General features: G+C 58.2%; 20 protein-coding genes. 8 read left to right on the top strand and 12 right to left on the bottom strand.

Annotated features, from left to right (window positions below):
* The first annotated feature begins 411 nt into the window (after positions 1-411).
* Complete coding sequence (gene rho, locus EKD03_RS06735; RefSeq protein ID WP_129628899.1) at positions 412-1665, top strand: transcription termination factor Rho; 1254 nt, start codon at positions 412-414, stop codon at positions 1663-1665.
* Between the two features lie 233 nt (positions 1666-1898).
* On the top strand, positions 1899-2843 hold the full coding sequence (locus EKD03_RS06740; RefSeq protein WP_129628901.1) for a TIGR00266 family protein: 945 nt from the start codon (positions 1899-1901) through the stop codon (positions 2841-2843).
* 154 nt (positions 2844-2997) lie between these two features.
* Here the strand turns inward: EKD03_RS06740 and EKD03_RS06745 are convergent, their stop codons facing one another.
* Both EKD03_RS06745 and EKD03_RS06750 read right to left on the bottom strand, forming a co-directional pair.
* Positions 2998-3366, bottom strand: a complete 369-nt coding sequence (locus EKD03_RS06745; RefSeq protein ID WP_044199265.1) for a roadblock/LC7 domain-containing protein — start codon at positions 3364-3366, stop codon at positions 2998-3000.
* A gap of 241 nt (positions 3367-3607) precedes the next feature.
* Positions 3608-4912 carry a sugar ABC transporter substrate-binding protein gene (locus EKD03_RS06750; RefSeq protein WP_129628903.1) on the bottom strand — a complete coding sequence of 435 codons (1305 nt, stop codon included), beginning with the start codon at positions 4910-4912 and terminating at the stop codon, positions 3608-3610.
* 94 nt (positions 4913-5006) lie between these two features.
* Here EKD03_RS06750 and EKD03_RS06755 point away from each other — a divergent pair, with 94 nt between their 5' ends.
* The 3 genes from EKD03_RS06755 to EKD03_RS06765 all read left to right on the top strand — a co-directional run bounded on the left by EKD03_RS06755 (position 5007) and on the right by EKD03_RS06765 (position 11419).
* Positions 5007-8696, top strand: coding sequence for a CHAT domain-containing protein (locus tag EKD03_RS06755; RefSeq protein WP_129628905.1), 3690 nt, complete (start codon positions 5007-5009; stop codon positions 8694-8696).
* Between the two features lie 77 nt (positions 8697-8773).
* Positions 8774-9079, top strand: a complete 306-nt coding sequence (locus EKD03_RS06760) for a helix-turn-helix domain-containing protein (RefSeq protein WP_129628907.1) — start codon at positions 8774-8776, stop codon at positions 9077-9079.
* A 486-nt stretch (positions 9080-9565) separates the two neighbouring features.
* Complete coding sequence (locus EKD03_RS06765; protein WP_238613423.1) at positions 9566-11419, top strand: APC family permease; 1854 nt, start codon at positions 9566-9568, stop codon at positions 11417-11419.
* A gap of 66 nt (positions 11420-11485) precedes the next feature.
* Here the strand turns inward: EKD03_RS06765 and EKD03_RS06770 are convergent, their stop codons facing one another.
* The 4 genes from EKD03_RS06770 to EKD03_RS06785 form a co-directional block, all read right to left on the bottom strand.
* Positions 11486-12055, bottom strand: a complete 570-nt coding sequence (locus tag EKD03_RS06770) for a GTP-binding protein (RefSeq protein ID WP_129628909.1) — start codon at positions 12053-12055, stop codon at positions 11486-11488.
* A gap of 19 nt (positions 12056-12074) precedes the next feature.
* Positions 12075-12797, bottom strand: coding sequence for a DUF4388 domain-containing protein (locus EKD03_RS06775; protein WP_129628911.1), 723 nt, complete (start codon positions 12795-12797; stop codon positions 12075-12077).
* 119 nt (positions 12798-12916) lie between these two features.
* Positions 12917-13462 (bottom strand): protoglobin domain-containing protein, encoded by a 546-nt coding sequence (locus EKD03_RS06780; RefSeq protein WP_129628913.1) that lies wholly within the window; start codon positions 13460-13462, stop codon positions 12917-12919.
* 71 nt (positions 13463-13533) lie between these two features.
* Positions 13534-13905, bottom strand: a complete 372-nt coding sequence (locus EKD03_RS06785) for a roadblock/LC7 domain-containing protein (RefSeq protein WP_129628915.1) — start codon at positions 13903-13905, stop codon at positions 13534-13536.
* Between the two features lie 208 nt (positions 13906-14113).
* Here EKD03_RS06785 and EKD03_RS06790 point away from each other — a divergent pair, with 208 nt between their 5' ends.
* From EKD03_RS06790 to EKD03_RS06800, 3 genes are all read left to right on the top strand, one after another.
* Entirely contained in the window at positions 14114-15298 is a 1185-nt protein-coding gene (locus EKD03_RS06790; RefSeq protein ID WP_129628917.1) for a two-component system sensor histidine kinase NtrB, read from the top strand.
* On the top strand, positions 15298-16122 hold the full coding sequence (locus EKD03_RS06795) for a response regulator transcription factor (RefSeq protein ID WP_129628919.1): 825 nt from the start codon (positions 15298-15300) through the stop codon (positions 16120-16122). The genes EKD03_RS06790 and EKD03_RS06795 overlap by 1 nt, the downstream gene beginning before the upstream one ends.
* A gap of 248 nt (positions 16123-16370) precedes the next feature.
* Complete coding sequence (locus EKD03_RS06800) at positions 16371-16718, top strand: single-stranded DNA-binding protein (RefSeq protein WP_129628921.1); 348 nt, start codon at positions 16371-16373, stop codon at positions 16716-16718.
* Here EKD03_RS06800 and EKD03_RS06805 read toward each other — a convergent pair.
* From EKD03_RS06805 to EKD03_RS18945, 6 genes are all read right to left on the bottom strand, one after another.
* Entirely contained in the window at positions 16715-17548 is an 834-nt protein-coding gene (locus tag EKD03_RS06805; RefSeq protein ID WP_129628922.1) for a PfkB family carbohydrate kinase, read from the bottom strand. The genes EKD03_RS06800 and EKD03_RS06805 overlap by 4 nt on opposite strands.
* Positions 17549-17656: 108 nt before the next feature.
* The gene (gene jag / locus EKD03_RS06810) at positions 17657-18346 is read right to left on the bottom strand and encodes an RNA-binding cell elongation regulator Jag/EloR (protein ID WP_129628924.1); all 690 of its coding nucleotides are present in this window, start codon (positions 18344-18346) and stop codon (positions 17657-17659) included.
* Positions 18347-18382: 36 nt separating this feature from the next.
* Complete coding sequence (locus EKD03_RS06815; protein ID WP_129628926.1) at positions 18383-19399, bottom strand: YidC/Oxa1 family membrane protein insertase; 1017 nt, start codon at positions 19397-19399, stop codon at positions 18383-18385.
* Between the two features lie 51 nt (positions 19400-19450).
* On the bottom strand, positions 19451-19813 hold the full coding sequence (gene rnpA / locus EKD03_RS06820; protein WP_129628928.1) for a ribonuclease P protein component: 363 nt from the start codon (positions 19811-19813) through the stop codon (positions 19451-19453).
* Positions 19814-19872: 59 nt separating this feature from the next.
* Complete coding sequence (gene rpmH / locus EKD03_RS06825) at positions 19873-20046, bottom strand: 50S ribosomal protein L34 (protein WP_044199273.1); 174 nt, start codon at positions 20044-20046, stop codon at positions 19873-19875.
* A 295-nt stretch (positions 20047-20341) separates the two neighbouring features.
* Positions 20342-21811, bottom strand: coding sequence for a S1 RNA-binding domain-containing protein (locus EKD03_RS18945; protein WP_129628993.1), 1470 nt, complete (start codon positions 21809-21811; stop codon positions 20342-20344).
* Positions 21812-21853 lie beyond the last annotated feature (42 nt).

The raw sequence follows: 21853 nt of genomic DNA on the forward strand, positions 1-21853 counted from the left end.
TGCAGATCATTGACATATATGCTATACTTCCGCGAAGGAGCAGGGAAGATTCCTGCAAACCTCTTCGGGTTGTGTCAATGTCGCAACCAACGCATTGGCCATCACTCCCCATTCTTCTGTGTCCCATTGCACCTAATCTCGCTCACGTCACGCAGCAACCTATATGCGCGGCGCGTGTGAAGGCCGGTCGTAGGCTTTCATGGTTTTGTTTCCGCACCTAACGTCCGTAGGCTAGAGTCCTAGTGCAGCGCAAGCGACACGACGTGTCCCATCCGCTCGTCACTCGATCAGCGTTGATGCCCGAGTCGACCCGCTAAAAAGACAATTCCTCGTCTAGTACCTTCCGCGCTGTCATCCACCTGCACCCACAACACCCTCAGAGTACTATGTGACCGCAAGGAGAAACCCGTCGTGAATGTCGCAGAATTGGAGTCCAAGACTCTCAGCGACCTGCGCGAGATGGCCCGCAAACTTGATATTACTGGCTTTAGCGGGCTCAAAAAGCAGGATCTCATCTACAAGCTGCTTCAGGCACAATCCGAAGAGCAGGGCAACACCTTCAGTGATGGCATTCTCGATATCGTCTCGGATGGATTCGGCTTCTTGCGCGGCGACCGCATGCTGCCCGGTTCGGACGATGTTTATGTCTCCCAATCACAGATCCGCCGCTTTGGTTTGCGTACCGGCGACCGCATCTGGGGCCAGATTCGCCCTCCCAAGGAGAGCGAGCGCTTCTATTCACTCTTGCGGGTCGAGATGATCAATGGGGTTGACCCCGAAACTGCCCGCAAACGCCCCTCCTTCGATCAACTCACGCCCATCTTCCCAAATGAGCAAATGAAGCTCGAAACCGAACCCAATCTGCTGCATACGCGATTGGTTGACCTGATCGCCCCGATTGGGCGCGGCCAGCGCGGTTTGATTGTCTCGCCACCCAAAGCGGGCAAGACGATGCTACTCAAGGCGATTGCCAATGGCCTGACCTCCAACTATCAGGACATTCATCTCATGGTGCTCCTGATCGGTGAGCGGCCTGAGGAAGTGACCGATATGCGCCGTAGTGTCAAGGGTGATGTCATCTCCTCGACCTTTGATGAGCCAGTAGAGGATCACACCAAGGTTGCCGAGATGACCCTCGACCGCGCCAAGCGCCTGGTTGAAGGCGGGCAGGACGTGGTCATCCTGATGGACTCGATCACCCGTCTGGCGCGCGCCTACAACCTGGACATGCCACCGAGCGGGCGCACCCTCTCCGGCGGTATTGATCCGGTTGCGCTCTACCCACCCAAGCGTTTCTTTGGTGCGGCGCGTAATATTGAGGGCGGTGGCTCGCTGACGATCATCGCCACATGTCTGGTAGATACCGGTTCGCGTATGGACGACGTGATCTATGAGGAGTTTAAGGGCACCGGCAATATGGAGTTGCACCTGGATCGTAAACTGGCCGAGAAGCGCATCTTCCCGGCCCTCGACATCCAGCGCAGCAGCACCCGCCGCGAAGAGTTGCTGCTTAGCCCCGATGCACTGCGTCAGGTCTGGACCTTGCGGCGTATGGTGAGTATGCTCGGTGATAACGAAGGCACCGAACTGATGCTCACCCGGATGGCCAAAACCAAGACCAATATTGATTTCTTGGCTACCCTCAGTAAGGGCAGCCAAGGGTAGGTGGTTGGTGTTGTGTGGCGGCTTCGCCGCCACACAACACCAACAATGAATGATCGTTGGGGGCGGCTTCGCCGCCCCCAGACCCACACCAGCAAACGGCCACGTAGCACTATTTGGATGCTACGTGGCCGTTTGGCTGCAAAACGGAAACAAAAATTGCCCAAACGACGTACAATGCAACAGTGATATGCAAGTGATGCGCCATTGGGCGCATTGGAGAGGAGACATCTCTCATGCGATGCAACAATTGTGACGCCGAGCTCGCCCCGAATGCCCGTTTCTGCACCACCTGTGGCACGCCCGTAACCACCACATCCGCCCCAATGGCACCTAGTGGCGGTAGCGAGTCACAGACAATGGCCGATGTCTATGATAACCACCCCGGTGAACGGATTGATCTGCCCGATCCCGCCATTGTCGGCGCTGGTCAGGGAGCCAGTGGCCTCAAGTACAAGATCATCGGTACCACCATGCAGGCGGTGGTGATCGAACTGCCCCCCAACCAGACCATCTTCTCCGAGCGCGGTGGCATGAGTTGGATGAGCGCCAACATCAACATGCAGACCAACATGGAGGGCGGCTTAGGCGGTGCCTTCAAGCGCATGTTCTCCGGCGAGTCGCTCTTTATGGTCAGCTTCACCTCGCAGGGAGGAATGGGGATCATCGGTTTCTCCGCCGAGTTCCCCGGTAAGATCGTGCCGCTTAACCTGGGCAGCGGCCAGCAGATGATCTGCCAGAAGGACTCGTTCATGTGCGCGGAGCGCAGCGTCACCCTCGATCTGCACTTCCGGCGTAAGCTGGGGGCGGGTTTCTTTGGTGGCGAAGGCTTCATTATGCAGAAGATCACCGGCCCTGGCTTGGCTTTCGTCGAGCTTGATGGTGAGATTGTCGAGTATACCCTTGAGGCCAATCAGATGCTTAAGGTGGATACCGGCCACGTCGCGATGTACGAACCAACCGTGCAATTTGATGTGGAGATGGTACGCGGCTTTAAGAATATCCTCTTTGGTGGCGAGGGGCTCTTCCTGGCGACCCTGCGTGGGCCGGGCCGGGTGTGGCTCCAGACGATGCCCGCCATGAATCTGGCCAAGAAGATTGCCCAGTATCTGCCTTCTACTGGCAGTAGCAGCAGTGGGAGCGGGCCGAGCATCAACCTGGGCAGCCTGTTTAATGAGTAGGGTTGTCCTGACGTTCGGTTAAGGAACATGTAGGGGCGCGTCGCGACGCGCCCCTACACGACACATGCCCGTAGGTAGCACCCCCAACGCAGACAGGGCCGAGCAGCATGCTGCTCGGCCCGCATCGGTTGAACCTTTGGAGGATCGCCCTGGATTAGACCAGGTTGATCAGTTCGTTCGCCGTTCGGCGCATATCAAGGAAAACAAGACCGAGTTTGGCACGGCTCTGCGCAAGTGCGGTCAGCACTGCCTCTTCACCAATAGCCATTAGAATCACATATCCATCCTCACCACGAACAAAAACCTGGTCGAGCTGGCCACGCTTAAGCTCATTAGCGATACGCTCACCCAGGGAGAGCATGGCTGCGCTCATGGCCGAGACCCGGTCTTCCTCAACATCCGCCGGCAACGCCGAAGCCATGATGAGGCCATCAACACTCACGACGGCTGAAGCTTCGATGTCGGGTGTGTTCATGGACAAGGCCTTCAGATGCCGCACCATCTCTTCGGTTCTGCTTGCCATTCAGATCCTCCTTAGGGGCCGTCAGCAGTTCTGGAGCAGAGGCGAGAACGAACTGGCAGTCGGTGCCAGGATAAGGCCGCTGTTAACGGCCATCTGGGCTTATTCTACTACATTTCGGGAGCCTGGGCAACTAGCTTACTCGGTGGTAATCAGCAATGTTGGCCGTACACAGGCAACGAAGTGTAATGATTAGGGAATGTAGTAGATTATAGCATGTTTGCATTACGAGAATGTAGCCAGTTTAGGGCGTCAGATTGAGCCGCTGGCGTAACAGATCTTCGGTTTCGCTCACCGCTTGTTCGGGGGTGAGCAGGTGGCGGAGGGTATTGGCCTGCATCTCGGCGAGTACATTCCAGACAATCTCGTTGGCTTCGCGGCGATTGGGCATGGGTTGGCCCTGTTCAGCCTGGCGGCGAAAGATGATGGCAGCTTCGCGCAGATAGGGGCTGAGATCGGGTTGTTGTTCCAGATCGAGCAGCCTACTGGTCGGCTGACAGCCAGCTTGCAGCAGGATGCCCTGGGCTTCAGCGCCGAGGAGATAGCGGATGAAGTCGCTCGTCATCTGGCGCTCGGTGCTGCTACTGCGGGCGTTGAGTACCATCAGATCAGTCTGGACATAGGGTTGTACGGGTGGTGCGTCTTCACCGAGTTGAGGCAACATGGCTACCCCCAAGTGTTCCTGCCAGAGATCATGGTAGGTACTGAGCGCATACGACCAATCAAAAGTCATGATGACTTCGCGGCGCATGATCGCATTCTCAACCGCGATGCCATCGGTACTGGCGAGTATCTGGGGATCACTGTGCAAGCTCTCGACCCAAGCCAACCATGCTTCGGCCCCAGCACGCCCGGTAGTTCCAATAACCACGTTGTTTTGGGTATCGAAGATGCGCCCATCAAAGGCGTAGAGGTAGCCAATCGTCCGATCCAAACTCAGATTGAACGCCAAGCCCCAGGTGGATGGGTCACTCTGGGTATCGGTGAGACCACGCGCCACACGCAGGAGCGTGGGAAGGTCGGCGGGTGGAGTGGCAGCAAAGTTGGCTTGGTTGTAGTAGAGTGCGAGCGTATCGAAGGTGATCGGGATGCCATAGATCTGCGCGGGCGTGGTCTGTAGCTGCCCAGTAGCGAGCGTGGTGGGCAAAAGTTGGCCCAACTCAGTGGTGGTGAAGTACCCGTCGAGCGGTAGGATGGTACCAGTCTCGACGAGCGTACCCAGGGTATGGCTCTTGATGAGCGTCATATGGGGGCCGCCGCCCTCACTGACCGCCAGCGCCAGATCACTGCTGATCGTCGCCACCGAATGACTCTGGACGATAATCTGGACGTTAGACTGGCTTCGGTTATAGCGATCAACCAACCCAGCCAGCACACGATCCTGCGGATCTGGCCAGGCATGCCAGAGAATCAGAACGGTACGCGCTGGGAGGGGCTGAGCCGTGGCCGCAGACGGGATCGATTCCGCTGAGAGGGGCTGACAGGCCACCAAGCAACAGAGAAGAAGTCCAGTGACCAAGAAACGCCCCATGTGCTGCCATGCGGTCACGGTTGCCTCGCTTTCCACGCAGAGAACGGAGAGAGTATAGCATGGCGCATGGTGAGGGTGCAAAATAGGGTAGGATAGAGCCGAGGAGGTGCCGATGCAGCCAATAGATGATCTGCTGATACGAGTGAGCCGACGAACCACGGGGACGAGCTACACCTATGCGGTTGAGCTGTGGCTAAGTGGTGGGCGGCGGGTGCATGCCGAGGAGGATCGCCAACTCCAGGATGCGGGCATTTCAGTGGTGGAGTTAGGTGAAGACCTTGCCAATTACGGGTTGGATCTCTTCAACTGGCTCTTAAGTGGGCGTTTGGCGGTCGCGTTTCAGCAAGCATGGGCCTCGGCGGTCTCGCGGGATCGGATCTTGCGCGTGCGCCTAGCGCTCGACCCGCATGCGCCCGAACTGCACGCCATCCCCTGGGAGTTGCTCCACTTTGATGATAGTGGCGGTATGGCCCCTCCGCGCCCGCTCGCAACTGATGGCCGCATCGCCTTCTCGCGCTATATTGAGAGTGATGCCTTCGATGAGGCGCGTCTGGTGGATCAGCGGCCCATCCGCCTGCTGTTGGTCATTGCTGATCCGAGTGATCTGGCTGAGCGCTGGAACCTGGCTCCGGTGGGCCGCGAAAGCGAAGCACGCGATATGCGAACCCGCTTTAGCGCCCTGATCAGTTCGGGCCAGTTCGCCTACGATATCTTGCCCGTAGCATCACCTGAGGCATTGCATCAAGCTATCGCTCAGGGTGGCCTGGTACACGAAGAAGTCCGTGGCTATGATGTTATTCTGTTTATGGGCCACGGAGTTTATACCGAGAAGTATGGGACTCGGCTGCTTCTCGAACATGGCGAAACTGGCAAAGGCGAACTCTACCCCAGCGAAGAGTTGGTGGGACTTATGCAGCAACTCCCCCAGCCGCGCCGCCCCAGGCTGATCGTTCTGATCTCCTGTAGTACGGCCCAGACCTCCCCGCACCGCTCCATGAATAGTCTCGCGGCACAATTGGTGATCAGTGGGGGGGTGCCGTCTGTCTTAGCCATGCAGCGGATCATCGAGATCAGCCTCGCCCGGCGCTTCACCTACCACCTGAGCGATCATCTGCTGCGCGAGGGCATCATTGATGTCGCGGTCAATACGGCCCGCAGGCGGGTCTATGCGACCGATGATCTGGGCTGGAGTATCCCCACGCTCTACATGCGCTCAGCCGATGGCCGCCTCTTTGCCCCCAACGTACAGTTGGAGTATGTGGCCAACATTCTGGCCAACCCCGACTATCTGCGCTGGAGTGGGCCGGAGTTTATCGAAGCCGGGGTCTTGGTGGCCGCGCCCGGTCAGAGTTGGCATCTACTCCGAAGCCGCCCGGAGGATGCGCCAACCAGTGTGAGTGTGCTCGAAACGCTGCACCGCCTGCTCACCCAGCCGACGCCCAAACCACGCCCGCACAAGGTGTTGGTGAGCCAGAGCAACCTGATCGCGGTGATTGGCCCGCCCCACTCCGGGCAGACGACGATTCTGCAACGCATCGCCTATGATCTGGCCGTTCAGGTAACACATAACCCACAGGACCCACCGGGGATGATGATCTCGCTCAGTGGCTACGAGAGCCAGCGTGGAGCGGGGCGTTTAGAGCGCCAGATCATCGAGCAGGCCAGTATTGCCAACCCCGCACTGGGCAATGCGATCTGTGATCTCTTCCGCCCATACCAACCCAGCGCTCAGCGCCCGCGCTACATCTTCTTGCTGGATAATCTGGATAGCCTGCCGGCCCAAGTACGGCTCGATCTGGCCCACGAACTGGCGGCGATGAGTAGCCGCTTGGTTGATCAGAAGTTCGTGATTACCGCCACCCAAGAGAACTTCCCGACCCAGATCCTCCATCAAGCACATGTGTTGGTGCTCCAACCCCTCAGCGAACAACAGATCCTACGTTATGTCCGCCAACGTGAAGAACGCGGCGGCTATAAGATCTTTTGTCAGATCCGCGACAATCGGCTGCTCGCATTGGCCAGCGATCCTAGCCTGTTAGCCATGATCTATGCACGGGTGGCGGGCAACCCACAGGCACAACTCACCCGCAACCAAGTGGTGCAGGAGTATCTGGATCAGGCGTTGAGTCTGCTCACCCCGCGCTACAGCACCGGTGATGTGGCGCGCGTCAGCCTGGGGGCCTTGGCCTGGTATAGTCGCTGGAACCACCTCGATCAGATTCCGCTGCATGACATGTTCCGTATTCTGGCGGAAACGCGCCGCGAGCGCGACTACAGCCTCGAAGATCTCTACCAAGCCCTGTGTGAAGCGCGGGTGCTGGTAAGCATTGGCCACAGCGCCACTCGCTTTGTCAACCCGGCGCTGCACGCCTACTGTGCGGCGGTGGCGCTGGCGGTGCGCCCAGATATGGACGAGCGGGTGAGTGACATCATCAGCCTGTGTAGCAACCCCCGGCGGCAGGTTTGGTGGGAGGATGTGTTGTGTGCCTTGGCCGGTCTGCTCAGCGATCCAGAGCCGCTCTTCGCCCACCTTGCGGCGGCGATCCGGGCGGGGAGTTACACCCACGCCCTACTCGCGGCGCGTTGCCTGGAGGCGTTGCCTCCCGAACAGGATGCCCGCTTAGCAGTAGCGTTGCGTGAGGAGTTACTGGATGCGTGCGTCTTACGCCTCCGCGCCGACCGCGAGCCGGTTGCCGAGCGCCGCGAGCAGATGGCCACCGCGCTGGGGCGACTAAGTCACCCCCAGGTGCGCCACGAACTGCGGCGCATTCTGGTCGAACGGGTGCGTGAGACGAGTAGTGGCCCGCGCTATGAATATACCAATGTCCGGATTGCCGCCGCCCGCGCCCTGCGCAATATCTACCTGCCCGGCAATGTTGATCTGCACCAACAGACCCAGATGCTCAGCGCAGACGATCTGCTGATGACTCGCGGCTACCACGATATGGTCTCGTTAGCGGAACCACCGAGTGAACAGCCCGATGCCAACTTTTCGATCAGTAATCTGCGCAACGACCGCATGTTGGTGCGCTTGATGGAGATCTGGGAGCAGGGGCCAGCGGGTCGCCGCGAATTCCAACATATTCTGCGCTACTCGCCGCACCCGCCGGAGCGCGCACTGGCCGCCTTTGCCCTCGGCGACATGATTGACAGTGATCAGCGCAAGTTGCTCGATGTCCGCCAACTGCTGCGTATCATCCTCAGCCCCAGCGACCACGCCGCTATGCAGATTAGTGATGACTGGGAGGATACGATGTGGGCAGCGGCGGATGCGCTGACTCTCTTCGAGCCAACGTTGGTCGAGCCGCTGTTGACCATTCTGGTGCGGCGTGAACGCGATCTGCCCAACAGCGCGGCACAACAACTGGCCTACCTGGCGGGGCGCGTGCGTGCGGCCAACCCGACGGTGATCCGCTGGTTGATGCGGCTGTTGATCACCAACCCCAGCCAGACGATCAAGAGCAAGGCGTTACAGAGCCTCGCCTGGATGGGGATGGGGATTGAGAAGGAGCGCCTCGAACTGCGCGATGGCCGCCCTGGCCCGACGCTAAAGCAGGTGATCCAGGACATTGCCGCTGGGCGCGAGTTGCGCCGCTTCCAACTCGGTACGTTCAGTGTCAATGGGCGCACCAGCGACCGCGAGGGGGTGCCGGTCTACCTGCGGCGCAAGGCCATCGAAGCCCTCGCCTGGATCGGGGATGCCGAGACGCTGGATGATCTGGCGAGTCATGTGAATACGTGGCCGCTCGAACTGCGTGAGCCGTGGTATCAGGCGGCAGCGACAATCCGCGAGCGAGGGTAGGGAGAGCCGCAAAGGACGCCGAGAATCCAAGGAAATGGAAGTGGCATCAGCGTGCATAGTATCCGCTTGGAGCGACTATGCCCAAGCGGATGCACGATCTTCCAGAGGAATACCTCACCCACCAGCACACCCTGGCGCGTGCCATTGGTGCGCGCATACGTCTACGTCGGAAAGCCCTCGATCTGACCCAAGAGTACCTTCGGGCACGTATGGAACTTGCGCATGTCTATATCAGCCGAACCCACTATAGCCGGATTGAGAATGGTGATGCGCTACCCAATGCAGATGTTTTGGTAGCATTGCACAACATTCTGGGGGTTAGTTTTGATTGGCTCCTCTTAGGGATCGGGAATGATGAGCAGGATTCCCCGAAACGAGCATAGAGGCAGGATACTGCGTAGCCGCAGAGGACGGGATGTAGGGGCGCGTCGCGACGCGCCCCTACGCGATGTTCCTTAACCGAACACCTATGGGGCGCTATCCTCTCTGCGTTCTTTGCGGCAAAAGAATGAGATGCTGTAACTGTTCACACTTCTCCTAGCATCCAGGTTTTGACGCAAAGACGCAAAGCCTTCAACAAAACCTTTGCGTCTTTGCACCTTTGCGTCAATCAGAAGCTTCCTTTACCCCAAGTGTGAACAGTTACGGGCTGATCCCCTATTGACGTCATCCCTCCTAAGTGCTATGATCAGCGCCGCGCATTGGACACCGGGCATCACCCCCCCCGGTACAACACTCAACTTCGATGATGAATACGACAGCCGACCTCCGCCGGACTGCCGCCAGTTCGGTGGTTTTTTGTTGTCGTCTTTATTGATTCTCGAACCTTCCGAGTTGGGGTGACTCGGACTACGCAGGTATGGTGTATCGTGGGCCAGATCAAGCGTTTTCTCGTTGGCAAGCCGATTGCAACCGAACATCAACACCACGAGCGACTAAGTCGCATCACAGCCCTGGCTGTCTTCTCGTCGGACGCGCTCTCATCGGTGGCCTACGCAACCGAGGCCATTCTGACGATCCTCATCCTTGGCGGTGCTGCCGCACTTGGTCTCGCTCTTCCAGTTGCGGGTGGCATTGCGGTGCTCCTTGTGGTGGTGGCTTTCTCCTACCGCCAAACCATCCGTGCCTACCCCAAAGGCGGTGGGGGCTATATTGTGGCCCACGAGAACCTGGGAAAGCTACCCGGCCTGATTGCCGCCGGAGCATTGCTGATTGACTATGTTCTCACCGTGGCAGTAAGTATTTCGGCGGGTGTCGCGGCCATCACCTCGTTAGCGATTACGTGGGGCGCACCATGGTTCAAGGACTACGCAGTGGAAATTGCGTTGTTCTGTATTATTCTCGTCACCCTTGCCAATCTGCGTGGTGTTAAAGAGAGCGGCGTGATCTTCGCCGTTCCGACGTATGTCTTCATTGCCAGTATTCTCGTGCTGGTGGTGTATGGTATTAGTATCGATCTGCTCTTCGGAGCCAAACCGGTTGAGCAACACCTCGCGCATGAATTCATTCATGGCGAAACCATCGGTCTCTGGCTGATCTTGCGCGCATTCGCCGCCGGATGTACCGCGCTTACGGGAATCGAGGCGATCAGCGATGGTGTACCGGCCTTCAAAAGCCCCGAATCTAAAAATGCCGCCTCAACCCTCACCTGGATGGTCACGATTCTGGTGACGATGTTCTTGGGCATCACCTGGCTCGCCAACGCCCACGGAGCCATCCCTAACGAACTCACCCACGAGACCGTCATCTCGCAGATTGCCCGCACCATCTTTGGCAACGGCCCGATCTATTTTGTCATCCAGGTCGCCACCGCCATCATCCTGGTCTTAGCGGCCAATACCGCCTACGCCGACTTCCCCCGGCTGGCTTCGTTCCTCTCACGGGATCGTTTTCTCCCGCGCCAGTTCTCGTCGCGTGGCGACCGCCTCGTCTTCTCGAATGGCATCCTGGCGCTCGGCTTCTTCTCGGCAATGCTGGTGGTCATCTTCCAAGCCAACGAAATCGCGATGCTCCCGCTCTACGCGATTGGTGTCTTCATCTCCTTCACCCTCTCACAATCTGGCATGGTGCGACGGCACTTCCGTATCAAGGAAGAGGGATGGAAACGAGGGGCGATCATCAACAGCATTGGCGCAAGTCTGACCGCAATTGTGTTGGTTGTCCTCACAATCACCAAATTTACCCATGGGGCATGGGCCGTGATGGTTCTCATCCCCATCTTGGTGATCATCTTCAACAGCATCCACCGCCACTACCACAGCGTGGCACGCCAACTTTCGCTCGAAGGGGCCGACCTACCCATCGCGCTACGCCGCCACACGGCAGTCGTGCTGGTGAGCGGTATTCACCGTGGGGTGCTCCCTGCACTTCAGTACGGGCGCTCGCTGGCCCCAGATAACGTCTCGGCGGTCTATGTCAACCTTGATCCCGATCATACCGCCAAGCTCCAGCAGCGCTGGAGCGACTGGGGGTGTGACGTACCACTCGTAGTGCTCGAATCACCCTACCGCTCACTCATCACCCCACTCTTCAACTACATCCGAGAGCTTGATGCGCGCTACGATGATGACGTACTCACCGTGGTATTACCAGAGTTTGTGCCTGCCCACTGGTGGGAACATCTCCTCCACAATCAGACTGGCTTCCTGATCAAGGCCACGTTGATGCTCAACAAGAACGTGGTTGTCACCAGCATCCCCTACCACCTAAAGCGCGATGTGTAGCTATACGAAGAATCAAAAATGGCCGCACAGCGGCCATTTTTGATTCTTCTTGGGCGATCCACACACCTAGTCCTCAACGGACTCCGCCCCACCCTCACCCGAATCTTCCTGATAACGCGAAGCAATATGGCGCAGCAACGAGAGCAGAACTGTCTTTACACTCAGACGCTCCGTGGCGACACACGGTAACACCGGGATCTCCAGCGGGATACCCAAACGGCGACGCACATAACTCACCGGCAGCGCCGATGGGTCATCCTGCTTATTCGCCGCCACGACAAAGGGCGCGTCGGTGATCTCGATAAAGCGCGCCATCAGCCGCTGAGTCTCAGCAAAGTGGCCCGGACGACAACTATCTACCAAGACCACATACCCCAACGCGCCAAGCGCCAGATGCTCCCACATAAAGTCAAAGCGCTCCTGACCTGGTGTACCGAAGAGGTAGAGATTGAGCTTATCGTTAATTGCAATCGTCCCAAAGTCGAGTGCAACGGTGGTTTCACGCTTGAGTTCACGTTCCTCGTCGAGAGTAACGGCGTAATCAGTCGAGACCGTCTCGATATCGCTGATAGTACGGATAAACTGAGTCTTGCCAGCCGAATAACTCCCAGTAATCACGATCTTGAGCGGCTGCATAGTCGAGGGATCCTTTCAGTTACAACCCGCGGACGCGCCGCATAATCGCATCGAGCAGAACTCGGCCAGCCGCATGCCCCCCCTGTTCAGCCGAGAGGCCGCTGCCCAACATTGCCCTGCCATGGTGCAAGAGTGTCTCTTCGTGGACATGAACCTTAGACGTTTGAAGTTTAGGCGGCACAATCTCCACCAAACCCACCGCGAGCAATTCAGCAACGGTACGAATGGCTTGGGTCGGATCAATTCCGGTTGCCTCGCAAATCGTACGCAGATCTGGCGCACTTGAGACCTGGCTGAGGATGCGCCACTGATTGACATCAAGGCTCACCCCGCTCTCGGCGCTACTTGGTAAGGGTGAGAGTTGCAATTGCGTATCGAGTGTGATGGTATGGTACGAAATAACCTGCGTCGGGTCATCGCGACGACGCAAGCTCTCCATGACCAACCACTCACTATCATGTTTCATGCGTAAGGGTCGATCCAACACCGACTGCGTAGGGCGGAAGGTAAAGCGTGCATCATCCCAAAGGAGCATAAGGATCACAGCCTCATCATGTGAGGCTAAGATCGAGCGATCTTCACTCGCCATGATCGCCGCATCAATCAGTTGTCCAGCAGCAACATAGATGATTCCACGCTGTTCGTCACTTGTCAACAACAATATTCCAGTCTTCGGACCCATACGAAAGACCTGGAAGAGGTCACTCAAGGACATATCTCGGAGCGTACCATCAAGAGCCATAGCTCCTCCATACGCAAAAGCGAAAGGAGGCCAAGGAGGCCACCTTCCTCAGAATAGGGTATGTTGTAGGAAGGTAGCCCCAAAATATAGGGTGCAAGTGACCCGCACCAGACTGCTGTTTAGGTGCCAGCCAACAAGCGGCGAGCAAGACGCTCACCACCCACCAATTCAGCAAGATGCTTGAGTTGATTATCTTCGTAAGCTTGGTTAAAGATCGCCACATCAAGCGCAAGAACCTTACGGAACGCCTGGGCAGCCAGAGTCGGATTGGCATGCTTGGCCGCAACCTGTTCCCCAAAGGGCATCACCACATCGAGCATCGCAAGTGGGTAGCGCACCGGCAGGCCGATTTTGACATGCACATGGCCAATCGTCAAGCGACGCTGCGCATAGGCTGTATCATACTTCCCACTAAAGAGTTCTGCAAACCAGGTCTGAACCATGCCATGCAGACGATCAACGCTGACATTTTGCAGGTACTCTGCGGTGGCCGCATGCGCAAAAAGCCGCTCATAGAAGGTCTTCGTCATCTCCGGGGCAGAGGCTTGTGCCTCTGGGAGCATGTCCTTCATCGCGGCAATCTCTTCGGCTGAGAGATTCATCAAGGCCACCAACTCGGTGAGTGTGGCCTCGTCTTTGATCTGCCAGCTACTACGATCATCCATACACAGGTCTCCTTTATGCCAACAGCTTCCCGGAAGTTTGGTGGAACTCCCGGGAAGCTGAGCTATGCTTTTTAGAGGATGGTGCCAATCGTCTTGGCAGCTTCGCGGGCTTCGATGCGTACCAGACCCAGATTAGCTCCCTGACGCAGGTTAACTGCCAACAGGCTCTGATCACCAGCCGGAAGTACCATGAAGAGCCCGTTATCAGCCTTGATGATTGTCTCTTCGGTGACGCCGATCTTCAACTCGCCCGATACACGACGGGTGACACCCATCATCGTTGCGGCGACAGCGCCGACACGATCTGCATTCACGTCCGCCGATAGTTTGGAGACGAGGACGATTCCGTCCATGCTGACCGCAGCTACGCCAGAGACATCGCTACCGGCATTGTTCATCAGACGCTCAAGGGCGCTGGCAATCTGTTCCTGTCGAGAAGCCATGGTGGTTCCTTTCAAGTAGTGTGTGTGACTTTTTCTGCGTCACTTGTGTCTTCTGCGTAACCTTGTGGGTATTGATTGAGTTCCCTATGTCGCTAGTATAGCGAACGGAGCGAACCAATGTGATAACAAAAGCACAACCAACACATAACTATTGCATTGCCATGGTATCCTATCGTTGTACATATGTCAGGTAGTGAAGGCCGTAGCAATGCTTCCCGACCCGCAGAATGAAATGGCGCTGCAACGCTCCCGTGATCTATTACGGATTGTGTTTGATCACCTCCCCGAAGGTTTGATCCTCGTTGATGGCCAGGGGGTACTCTTAGCAGCCAACAATGCGTTCTGTTATGGCATTCTTGGCCAATCCCCGCGTTATGTGGTTGGGAAGCATTATGCCCAGATCTGGAGCGAACTGGCCCCGCTCTCGGATCTCAGTCTGACCCCACAAGGTCCCTCCGAACATGGGGTGGCTATCATTCCTCCCCTGGATGGCAACTTTCCGCTGATTCATGCCAACTGGCGCATTCTCTCCTCGGATATGGTCGGCCAACATCGTTGGTACACGGTGGATCGCATCCCAATCAGCGAAAGCCCCGATCTCCCCGAACAGTGTCTGGAGCGCTGGCGCGATATTACCCACCAAGAGGAACTTCAGCGTCGGCTGCTCGTCCATGAACAACTCACCAGTCTGGGGCGCTTGGCAGCGAGTGTGGCCCACGAGGTGGGCAATCCGCTTCAGAGTGCTATGGGTTGCCTCGAACTCTGCCGCGCTGATCCGGGGCTGAGTGAGGGTAGCCGCGAGTACCTCGATCTGGCGCTGGGTGAGTTGGAACGGATGAGTCGCACAATGGCCAGCCTGCGCAACCTCTATCGCCCACCCGAAATCACATGGGAAGCAGTTGATCTGAATCATCTGTTACGCCAAGTGGCCCAGTTTACCCAGCGTCAACTCGAACGGGCCAAGGTGAAGTTGTACCTCCACCTTGCGGAACGCTTGCCCATGATCACCGGCCAACCCGATGCGCTGCGTCAGGTGTTCCTGAATCTCGTCCTGAATGCCCAACAAGCCATGACTGAAGGCGGAAGTATCCAGATTACCACCCACGCCAAACCAACCGACCGCCTATGTGTCATTGTGGTGCAAGATACCGGCGTTGGTATGAGTAGCGAACAACTTGGCCGTCTCTTCGAGCCTTTTCAATCCAAGAAGGCCCAAGGTGTCGGCTTGGGGCTCTACCTGAGCCGCCAGATTATTGAGCAACATACAGGGCATATTGATGTGAAGAGCCGATCTGGCCAGGGTACCAGTATCACTATCCAGTTTCCGTGGAGTGATGCCGGCCCGTGGCAACGCCCCGAAGATGATGATGAGATTGAGTTGGAGGAGGATTGATGGTGCAACGCTCTCTCAATACCGAAACCGCCAGTATCCTCGTGGTTGATGATGAGGCTGTGGTGCGTCGTATCCTCGGTGATGCCCTCGCACAAGCCGGTTATCGCGTCCAACGCGCCCGTAACAGTAGTGAAGCACTGGAACTCCTTGAGCATCCCGGTGCCGATCTGATGTTGCTCGACCTTCAATTGGGTGATGATGATGGGGTGGAGGTGATGCGTATCGCACGGAGTAAGTGGCCCCATCTGCCGATTGTTATCCTAACTGCCCACGGCTCAATGAGTAGCGCGATTGAGGCGGTGCGTCTTGAAGCCGCCGATTATCTGCTCAAGCCGATTGGGATTGAGGCGTTGCGTACCCGCGTCGCCGCAGTGATCGAACGCTACCGCAGCAACCAACAGCGCCACGAGCGGATTCGTTCGATGTACCAGCAACTTCAAGAGATCGTTAAGGATGAAGGAATGGAGATGGGGAGTGAGCCTATGCTCACAAACAACCACAACCATGGATCGAGCCTGCGGGTGGGCGATCTCAGTATTGATATCCAACAACACACGGTGCGTATGCGTGGCCAAACGGTAGAGGTTACACCTACCGAGTTTGCGATCCTGCATACGCTGGCCCGTCAACCCGGTATGGTGATCCCATGTGTGCAGATCATCCAAGCCTTCCAAAACGTGCAGATGGAAGAGGACGAGGCGCGTACCGTCATTCGTCCACATATCGTGCGCCTGCGCCGTAAACTCGAACCCAACCCGCAACGCCCGATCTACATCCAGTCCGTGCGTGGAGTTGGCTATCGCTGGAGTATCGAGCCTGAGTAGAGACGGCCCCACAGGGCATGTGCAAAGTTCTTGGGGCTACGCCCCAAACCCCATTTTTGGTATGTTTTGGCGGCTGCGCCGCCAAAACATACCAAAAAATATCTGCGGGGGCGGCTGCGCCGCCCCCGCACCCCCACCGGAGGTGACTTTGCACATACCCTGGACGGCCCCAAACCCCGCTTGACAAAGCATCCTCGGTCGCGTACACTGTTAAAGATCATTTGTGCTATCTTCAATCCAGGTGAGCCATGGCACGCGATCTGAACAAAGTGCAACTAACCGGACGCTTGGGGGCCAACCCTACGATCCGCCATACCGCGCAGGGCAGTGCAATCTCGACTTTTCGCATCGCCTCCAACCGCTCGTGGCGCTCTTCGTCTGGGGTGGCTCACCGCGAGACAGAGTGGTTTCATGTGGTGGCCTGGGATCAACTCGCCGATCTGTGCCAACAATCGCTCGTCAAAGGCGACCACATCTATATCGAGGGTCGTCTGAAGATACGTCAGTTGGCCGAGAGCAATGGGCGGAACGGAACGATCGCCGAGGTGATCGCGAGTGAAATCATTCTGCTGAATACGCAGGATGTAGTGGGTTAGCTTGTCATCCGTGCGACAGCCTGCTCCCAGGTCGGCAGCGCAGTAATCCCGCGCCCCTCAACGGCAGAGGCCGCCACCGCACTCGCAAATGCCGCTGCCGCCAGTGGATCGCCACACTGATGGAGGTGAATCAGCAGTGCCGCTGCAAAGACATCACCCGCCCCGGTGGGGTCGCGCTCCTCTGCGGGGTAGGCTGCGATCTGGTGTGGGGCGCCCGCGATATAGAGCGTCGAACCACGCGAGCCACGGGTCAGCGCGACGAGGTGGCAATGCTGGGCATACGCCGCCACCAGCGCCTCATCGCCGCCCACATCCTCAATACTCAAGACCAACAGATCGACGTGGGCAAGCGCGGCGGGATCGGGATGCCAGGACACCCGCCGGATCGGGGCTGGCAGCGGCAGATCCCAACGACGCATCCAGCCCTGGGGCGTAACCGCCACGAGCGCATCGGAGAAGGCGGCGGCCAGATCGAGGCCGAACTCACCGGTGAGTGGGCCAAGGTGTACCAATGGAGCCGCACGCCAAGCCGGAGGCAGATCGGCGATCTGCAACGTAGCCCCCTGCGCATGCAGGAGTTGGAGCCGCCCATGGGACGTATAGCGGTTCTCGAAGGTTGAGGGCTGAGGCGTAGGCACTAACGCTACCGCAACCCCTTTGGGGAGGCTTGGCGGACTTGCTGGATCACCCGACGTAAAGATCGCCGCTGGAACCCCCAACCATGCCGCCGTAGCCGCCGCGTAGAGCGCTGTACCGCCCAGAACGCTACTCCCATCGGGCAAGAGGTCGTAGGTGAGATCGCCAATGACGAGGTAGGTAGGAGTTGTCATAGGGCAACACGCAATGTTTGGTGGTGTTGGGCGGCTGTGCCGCCCAACACCACCAAAAAAGATCTTCGGGGGCGGCTGTACCGCCCCCGAACCCCCACCAAAATGAGACTATTTGGCCGGATAGATAACAATCTTGCGCTGTTCACCCTCACCAGAACTCTCGGTATAGATACTCTTATCCTCACGCAGAGCAAGGTGAACAATCCGCCGCTCATAGGCCGCCATCGGTTCGAGCATAATCGGGCGCCCGGTTTGGCGCACGCGCTCGGCCATGCGGCGAGCCAAGCCCTCCAGCGACTCCTGGCGGCGCTGGCGGTAGTTCCCAACATCCACCACCACCTGGGGCCACTTCTGCACCCGGCGGCTGACGAGCAGGTTGAGCAAGAACTGGAGCGAACGCAGGGTCTCGCCACGGCGACCGATCATCAGGCCCATCGCCTCCTCATCGGCCCCCTCGACATGCAGCGTCACCGTCTCCTCGACATCACCCTTCTGGCCGGGCACGCGGGTCAGCACCGCAGTAACGTAGGCATGAATATCCATGCGAGAGAGCAGATCCTCAAGGATCTGGCGTGCAATCGCACCCACCTCACCAACCGCATCATCAAGCAGGGGTGGCGGGGCGACATCCGCCTCGTCGTCATCATCAACGACCGTCACGCGCACCAGTGCCTCATCGCCCGCCTCCCCCGAGTCGAGCACCGCGATAGCCACCTCGTCACGATCCTTACCCAGTTGGGCAAGAGCAAGCTCCACGGCCTCAGCGACTGTTCGCGCGCTTATCTCGATGCTCTTCATCGTGTACCTCGCTAGTGCGACACTCTCAGGCTAGAATCAACGCCGACGGCGCGGGCGACGCGGGTTTGGCTGCGAACGACCCTGGGTACGGGCCTCTTCCATCGCCTCATCGGTAGTATCAGCCGGTTCAGATGAACCACTCGTGCTCCCGCTTGACGATTCAGTTTCGGTCAACGGACGCATCACCGTCCAGAAATCAGCCCGTTTAGCGGCCTCACCTACGGAGGTTGCATCACCTGACGGAGCGGTCGCAATGGCCGGAACCATCTGCGTCGCCGCACCAGGGCCACTATCTACTGGCAAGAACTTGAGATAGTTGGCCAGCGAACCCCAACCAGAGGTGAAATACTGCTGAACCACGCCCACCAAACTACTCACCACCCAGTAGAGCACCGCACCCGAAGGGAAGGTGAAGGCGATATACCCAAAGACCAGCGGCATAAACATCATCGCCTGGGTCATCGCCTTCTGCTGTGGATCTTGGACACGCGGCGTAGCCATAGCCGTCTGGAGCAACTGGAGCAGAATAGAGAGAACGGGCAAGATGAAATAGATCGGGTCGGCAAAGCCACTTCCATGGGGGCCAAAGGCAGTACGTCCCAGATCAATAATGCCGAGTAACTTCTCACTAAAGAGCGCCACGACCTCAGGATTCTCCATAGACGCCTTGGCCCCAGCGCTCAGGTTCACCCGTTGCTCCACCACCATCAAGTGGTAGACCGCCTGATAGACCCCGAAGAAGATCGGCAACTGAAGCAGCACGGGGAGACAACCACCCACCGGATTGATCTTATAATCGCGGTAGAGTTTCAGTGTCTCTTCTTGGAGTTTCTGCTGATCCTTGCCATATTTGCGCTGTAGCTCTTTGATCAGCGGCTGGATCTGCTGCATCTGTCGGCTTGAGCGCAGCGAGGTGAGTGTCAGCGGCAGAATGATCAAACGAGCGCAGATCGTAAAGATGACAATGCCCAGCCCGACGCTTCCGGTCGTCGTACTGAACCAGAGCAAGATCTGCTCAAGGAGACCAACAAAGCCGCCCCAGATTTGACCCATAATTAACGCCTCTTCTCACAACGAGCCACCGCAGCAACCCGTAGGAATTGGTTATGAACGCTCCGATAGCGCCGGGGTACGCCAGACTTGCGCCCGGCGCAACAGATCCTCAACCGCCGTCTGGAGGGTGACAAATGGCATCTCGATCACATCGGTGCTACGCACCACCAGAACCAGATCATAGCCGGGGGTGATATGAGGAAGGGCCAGACGCATGACTTCACGCAGTCGTCGTTTCGCCCGATTACGCTGCACGGCACCGCCGATCTGCTTTCCGACTACAAACCCACAACGGGTACGTCTCTGGCGACCAGCGACCAGATTGAGCAAGAAGAGTGGGGTAGCAAAGGTACGGCCTTCGCGGCGTGCTCGCCGAAACTGATCTGGTCGCCGCAAACGATAGGCACGTTTCATAACAGCGTGGCCGGTGTGGAGGGGAGGCAGCGCAGTGCCCCCCCAAAAGAGCGTGGCATCTAACGATGACCGCGACGCACCCCACGGCGCTCATCGCTCACGGTCAACTTCCAGCGCCCCTTGAGGCGGCGACGGCGCAACACCTCGCGGCCATCTTTGGTCTCCATCCGCGACAAAAAGCCATGCTTGCGCCGACGTGGAATTCGTTTCGGCTGCCAAGTTCGCTTTGGCATCGTCTATTTCTCCTCTGCGCAAGAGTGCGCACTCTAGCATCGTATGGGCAAAAACTCTCACCATTATACTTGTCGCGCTACGACAGGTCAAATACGGTGGGAGTTCGGGGGGCGGCTGCGCCGCCCCCCGAAGATCTCTGTTGTTGTTGTTTGGCGGCAAAGCCGCCAAACAACAACAACTTAGGGTTTGGGGCTACGCCCCAAGGACTTTGCACATGGCCTAGCCGCGCAAAAATGGGGTTGGGGACGGCAAGACCGTCCCCAGCCCTTACGCGAGCGTTCGGAAGAACGCTACCTAATCGTCGCGCCCGACCTGCTGGAGCGTGCGCCGGATGGCATCACGCTGGCGGCGGTCGCTACCATCTTGGCCCTCGGTCTCCTCCACTTCGACGCGCTCCTTGCGGCGATCACGACGAGTGTTGGATGGGCTGCCATACTTGCTGAGCAGATCCTCAAGCGTGGCATCACCAACAAACTCCTCGGTATCATCCTCGGTGCTATACGTCTCTGGCACCGACGGTTGGGACTGATTGCGGCGGCGGTCGCGGCCACGATCACCCCGATCAGGCCGGTTCTCGCGGGCAGCGGCGGCCGCTGCGGCGAAGCGCGGGGCGGCACCGGGGCCGGTGCGCGGGATGACCTGAGTCGCTGGCTCATCGTCGTAGGAGACCGTCGGTTCACTATCATCAAGGCGCATGGTCAGGCTAATCCGCTTGCTCTGCTGATCAACCTCCAACACCTTAACGGTGACCTTATCGCCCACCTTAACCACATCCTCAACCTTGCCAACGCGGCTGGAGGAGAGCGCCGAGATATGGACGAGGCCATCACGCCCAACCCCAATATCAACAAAGGCACCGAAGGGGGCCAGACCGCTCACCGTACCATCCAGGATCTGGCCTGGCTCCAAGCCCTGCATGCGCTGGCTGCGCATCGCACGACGCAGGCTCAGGCTGATGCGGGTGCCATCAGGATCAATCTCCAGGATCTTAAAGTTGAACTGCTCGCCAACCTTAACGGCATCCTCAGGCTTCTCGACACGGCCCTCGGCCAATTCGGAGACGTGGATGAGGCCATCCTTACCCACCCCGATATCAGCAAAGGCACCGAAGGGTGCAAAGCCCGTAATCTTACCATCAACCACATCACCAACCTTGAGCGAAGAGAGGCGATCACGATCAACCTCAGCTCGCTTGGGGCGACTGCGACTGCGGCCACCCTCACTGCGCTCCTGCGAACGCATCGTGAGGCTAATCCGGCGCACATCAGGATCAACACTCTTGACCCGCACCGTCACCGTATCGCCGATCTGCACCAGATCAGAGGGGGTGTCAATGCGCGTATCGCTCATCTCCGAGATATGCACGAGGCCATCACGGCCCACGCCCAGATCAACGAAGATACCATAGAGGGCAATCGAGGTAACCCGACCCTCCAGATCCATCCCTGCCTGGAGATCCTTGAGGCGGCGCGGGCGGCCACCCTCTTCGGCTACCGGCGTGAAACTCGCCCCTTCTGCCCCCGTCTCCTGAGCCGCGTCTTCCCCCTCCGCCTCAGCACCCGTCGCCGAAGCGTCCGACGTCACCGGCTCCGCCTCAGCGGAAACCTGCGCCTCAGTTTCAGGGGTAGGCTGTGCCTCAGCCTCCTCCGCCGCATGCTCCGGCGTGGTGGCATCGGCCTGAGCCGCCGGAGCGTCGGCTGCGTCGAGCACCGTAGTCGGCAGCTCGCTCTCAGCGACTTCTTCCCTACGTACCTGATCGGTCATCTCCTGGATCCCTCCTACGTCGTTGGTGGACAAAACGATATG

It is taken from the genome of Candidatus Oscillochloris fontis, from assembly GCF_004138135.1.
Classification (GTDB): Bacteria; Chloroflexota; Chloroflexia; order Chloroflexales; family Chloroflexaceae; genus Oscillochloris; species Oscillochloris fontis.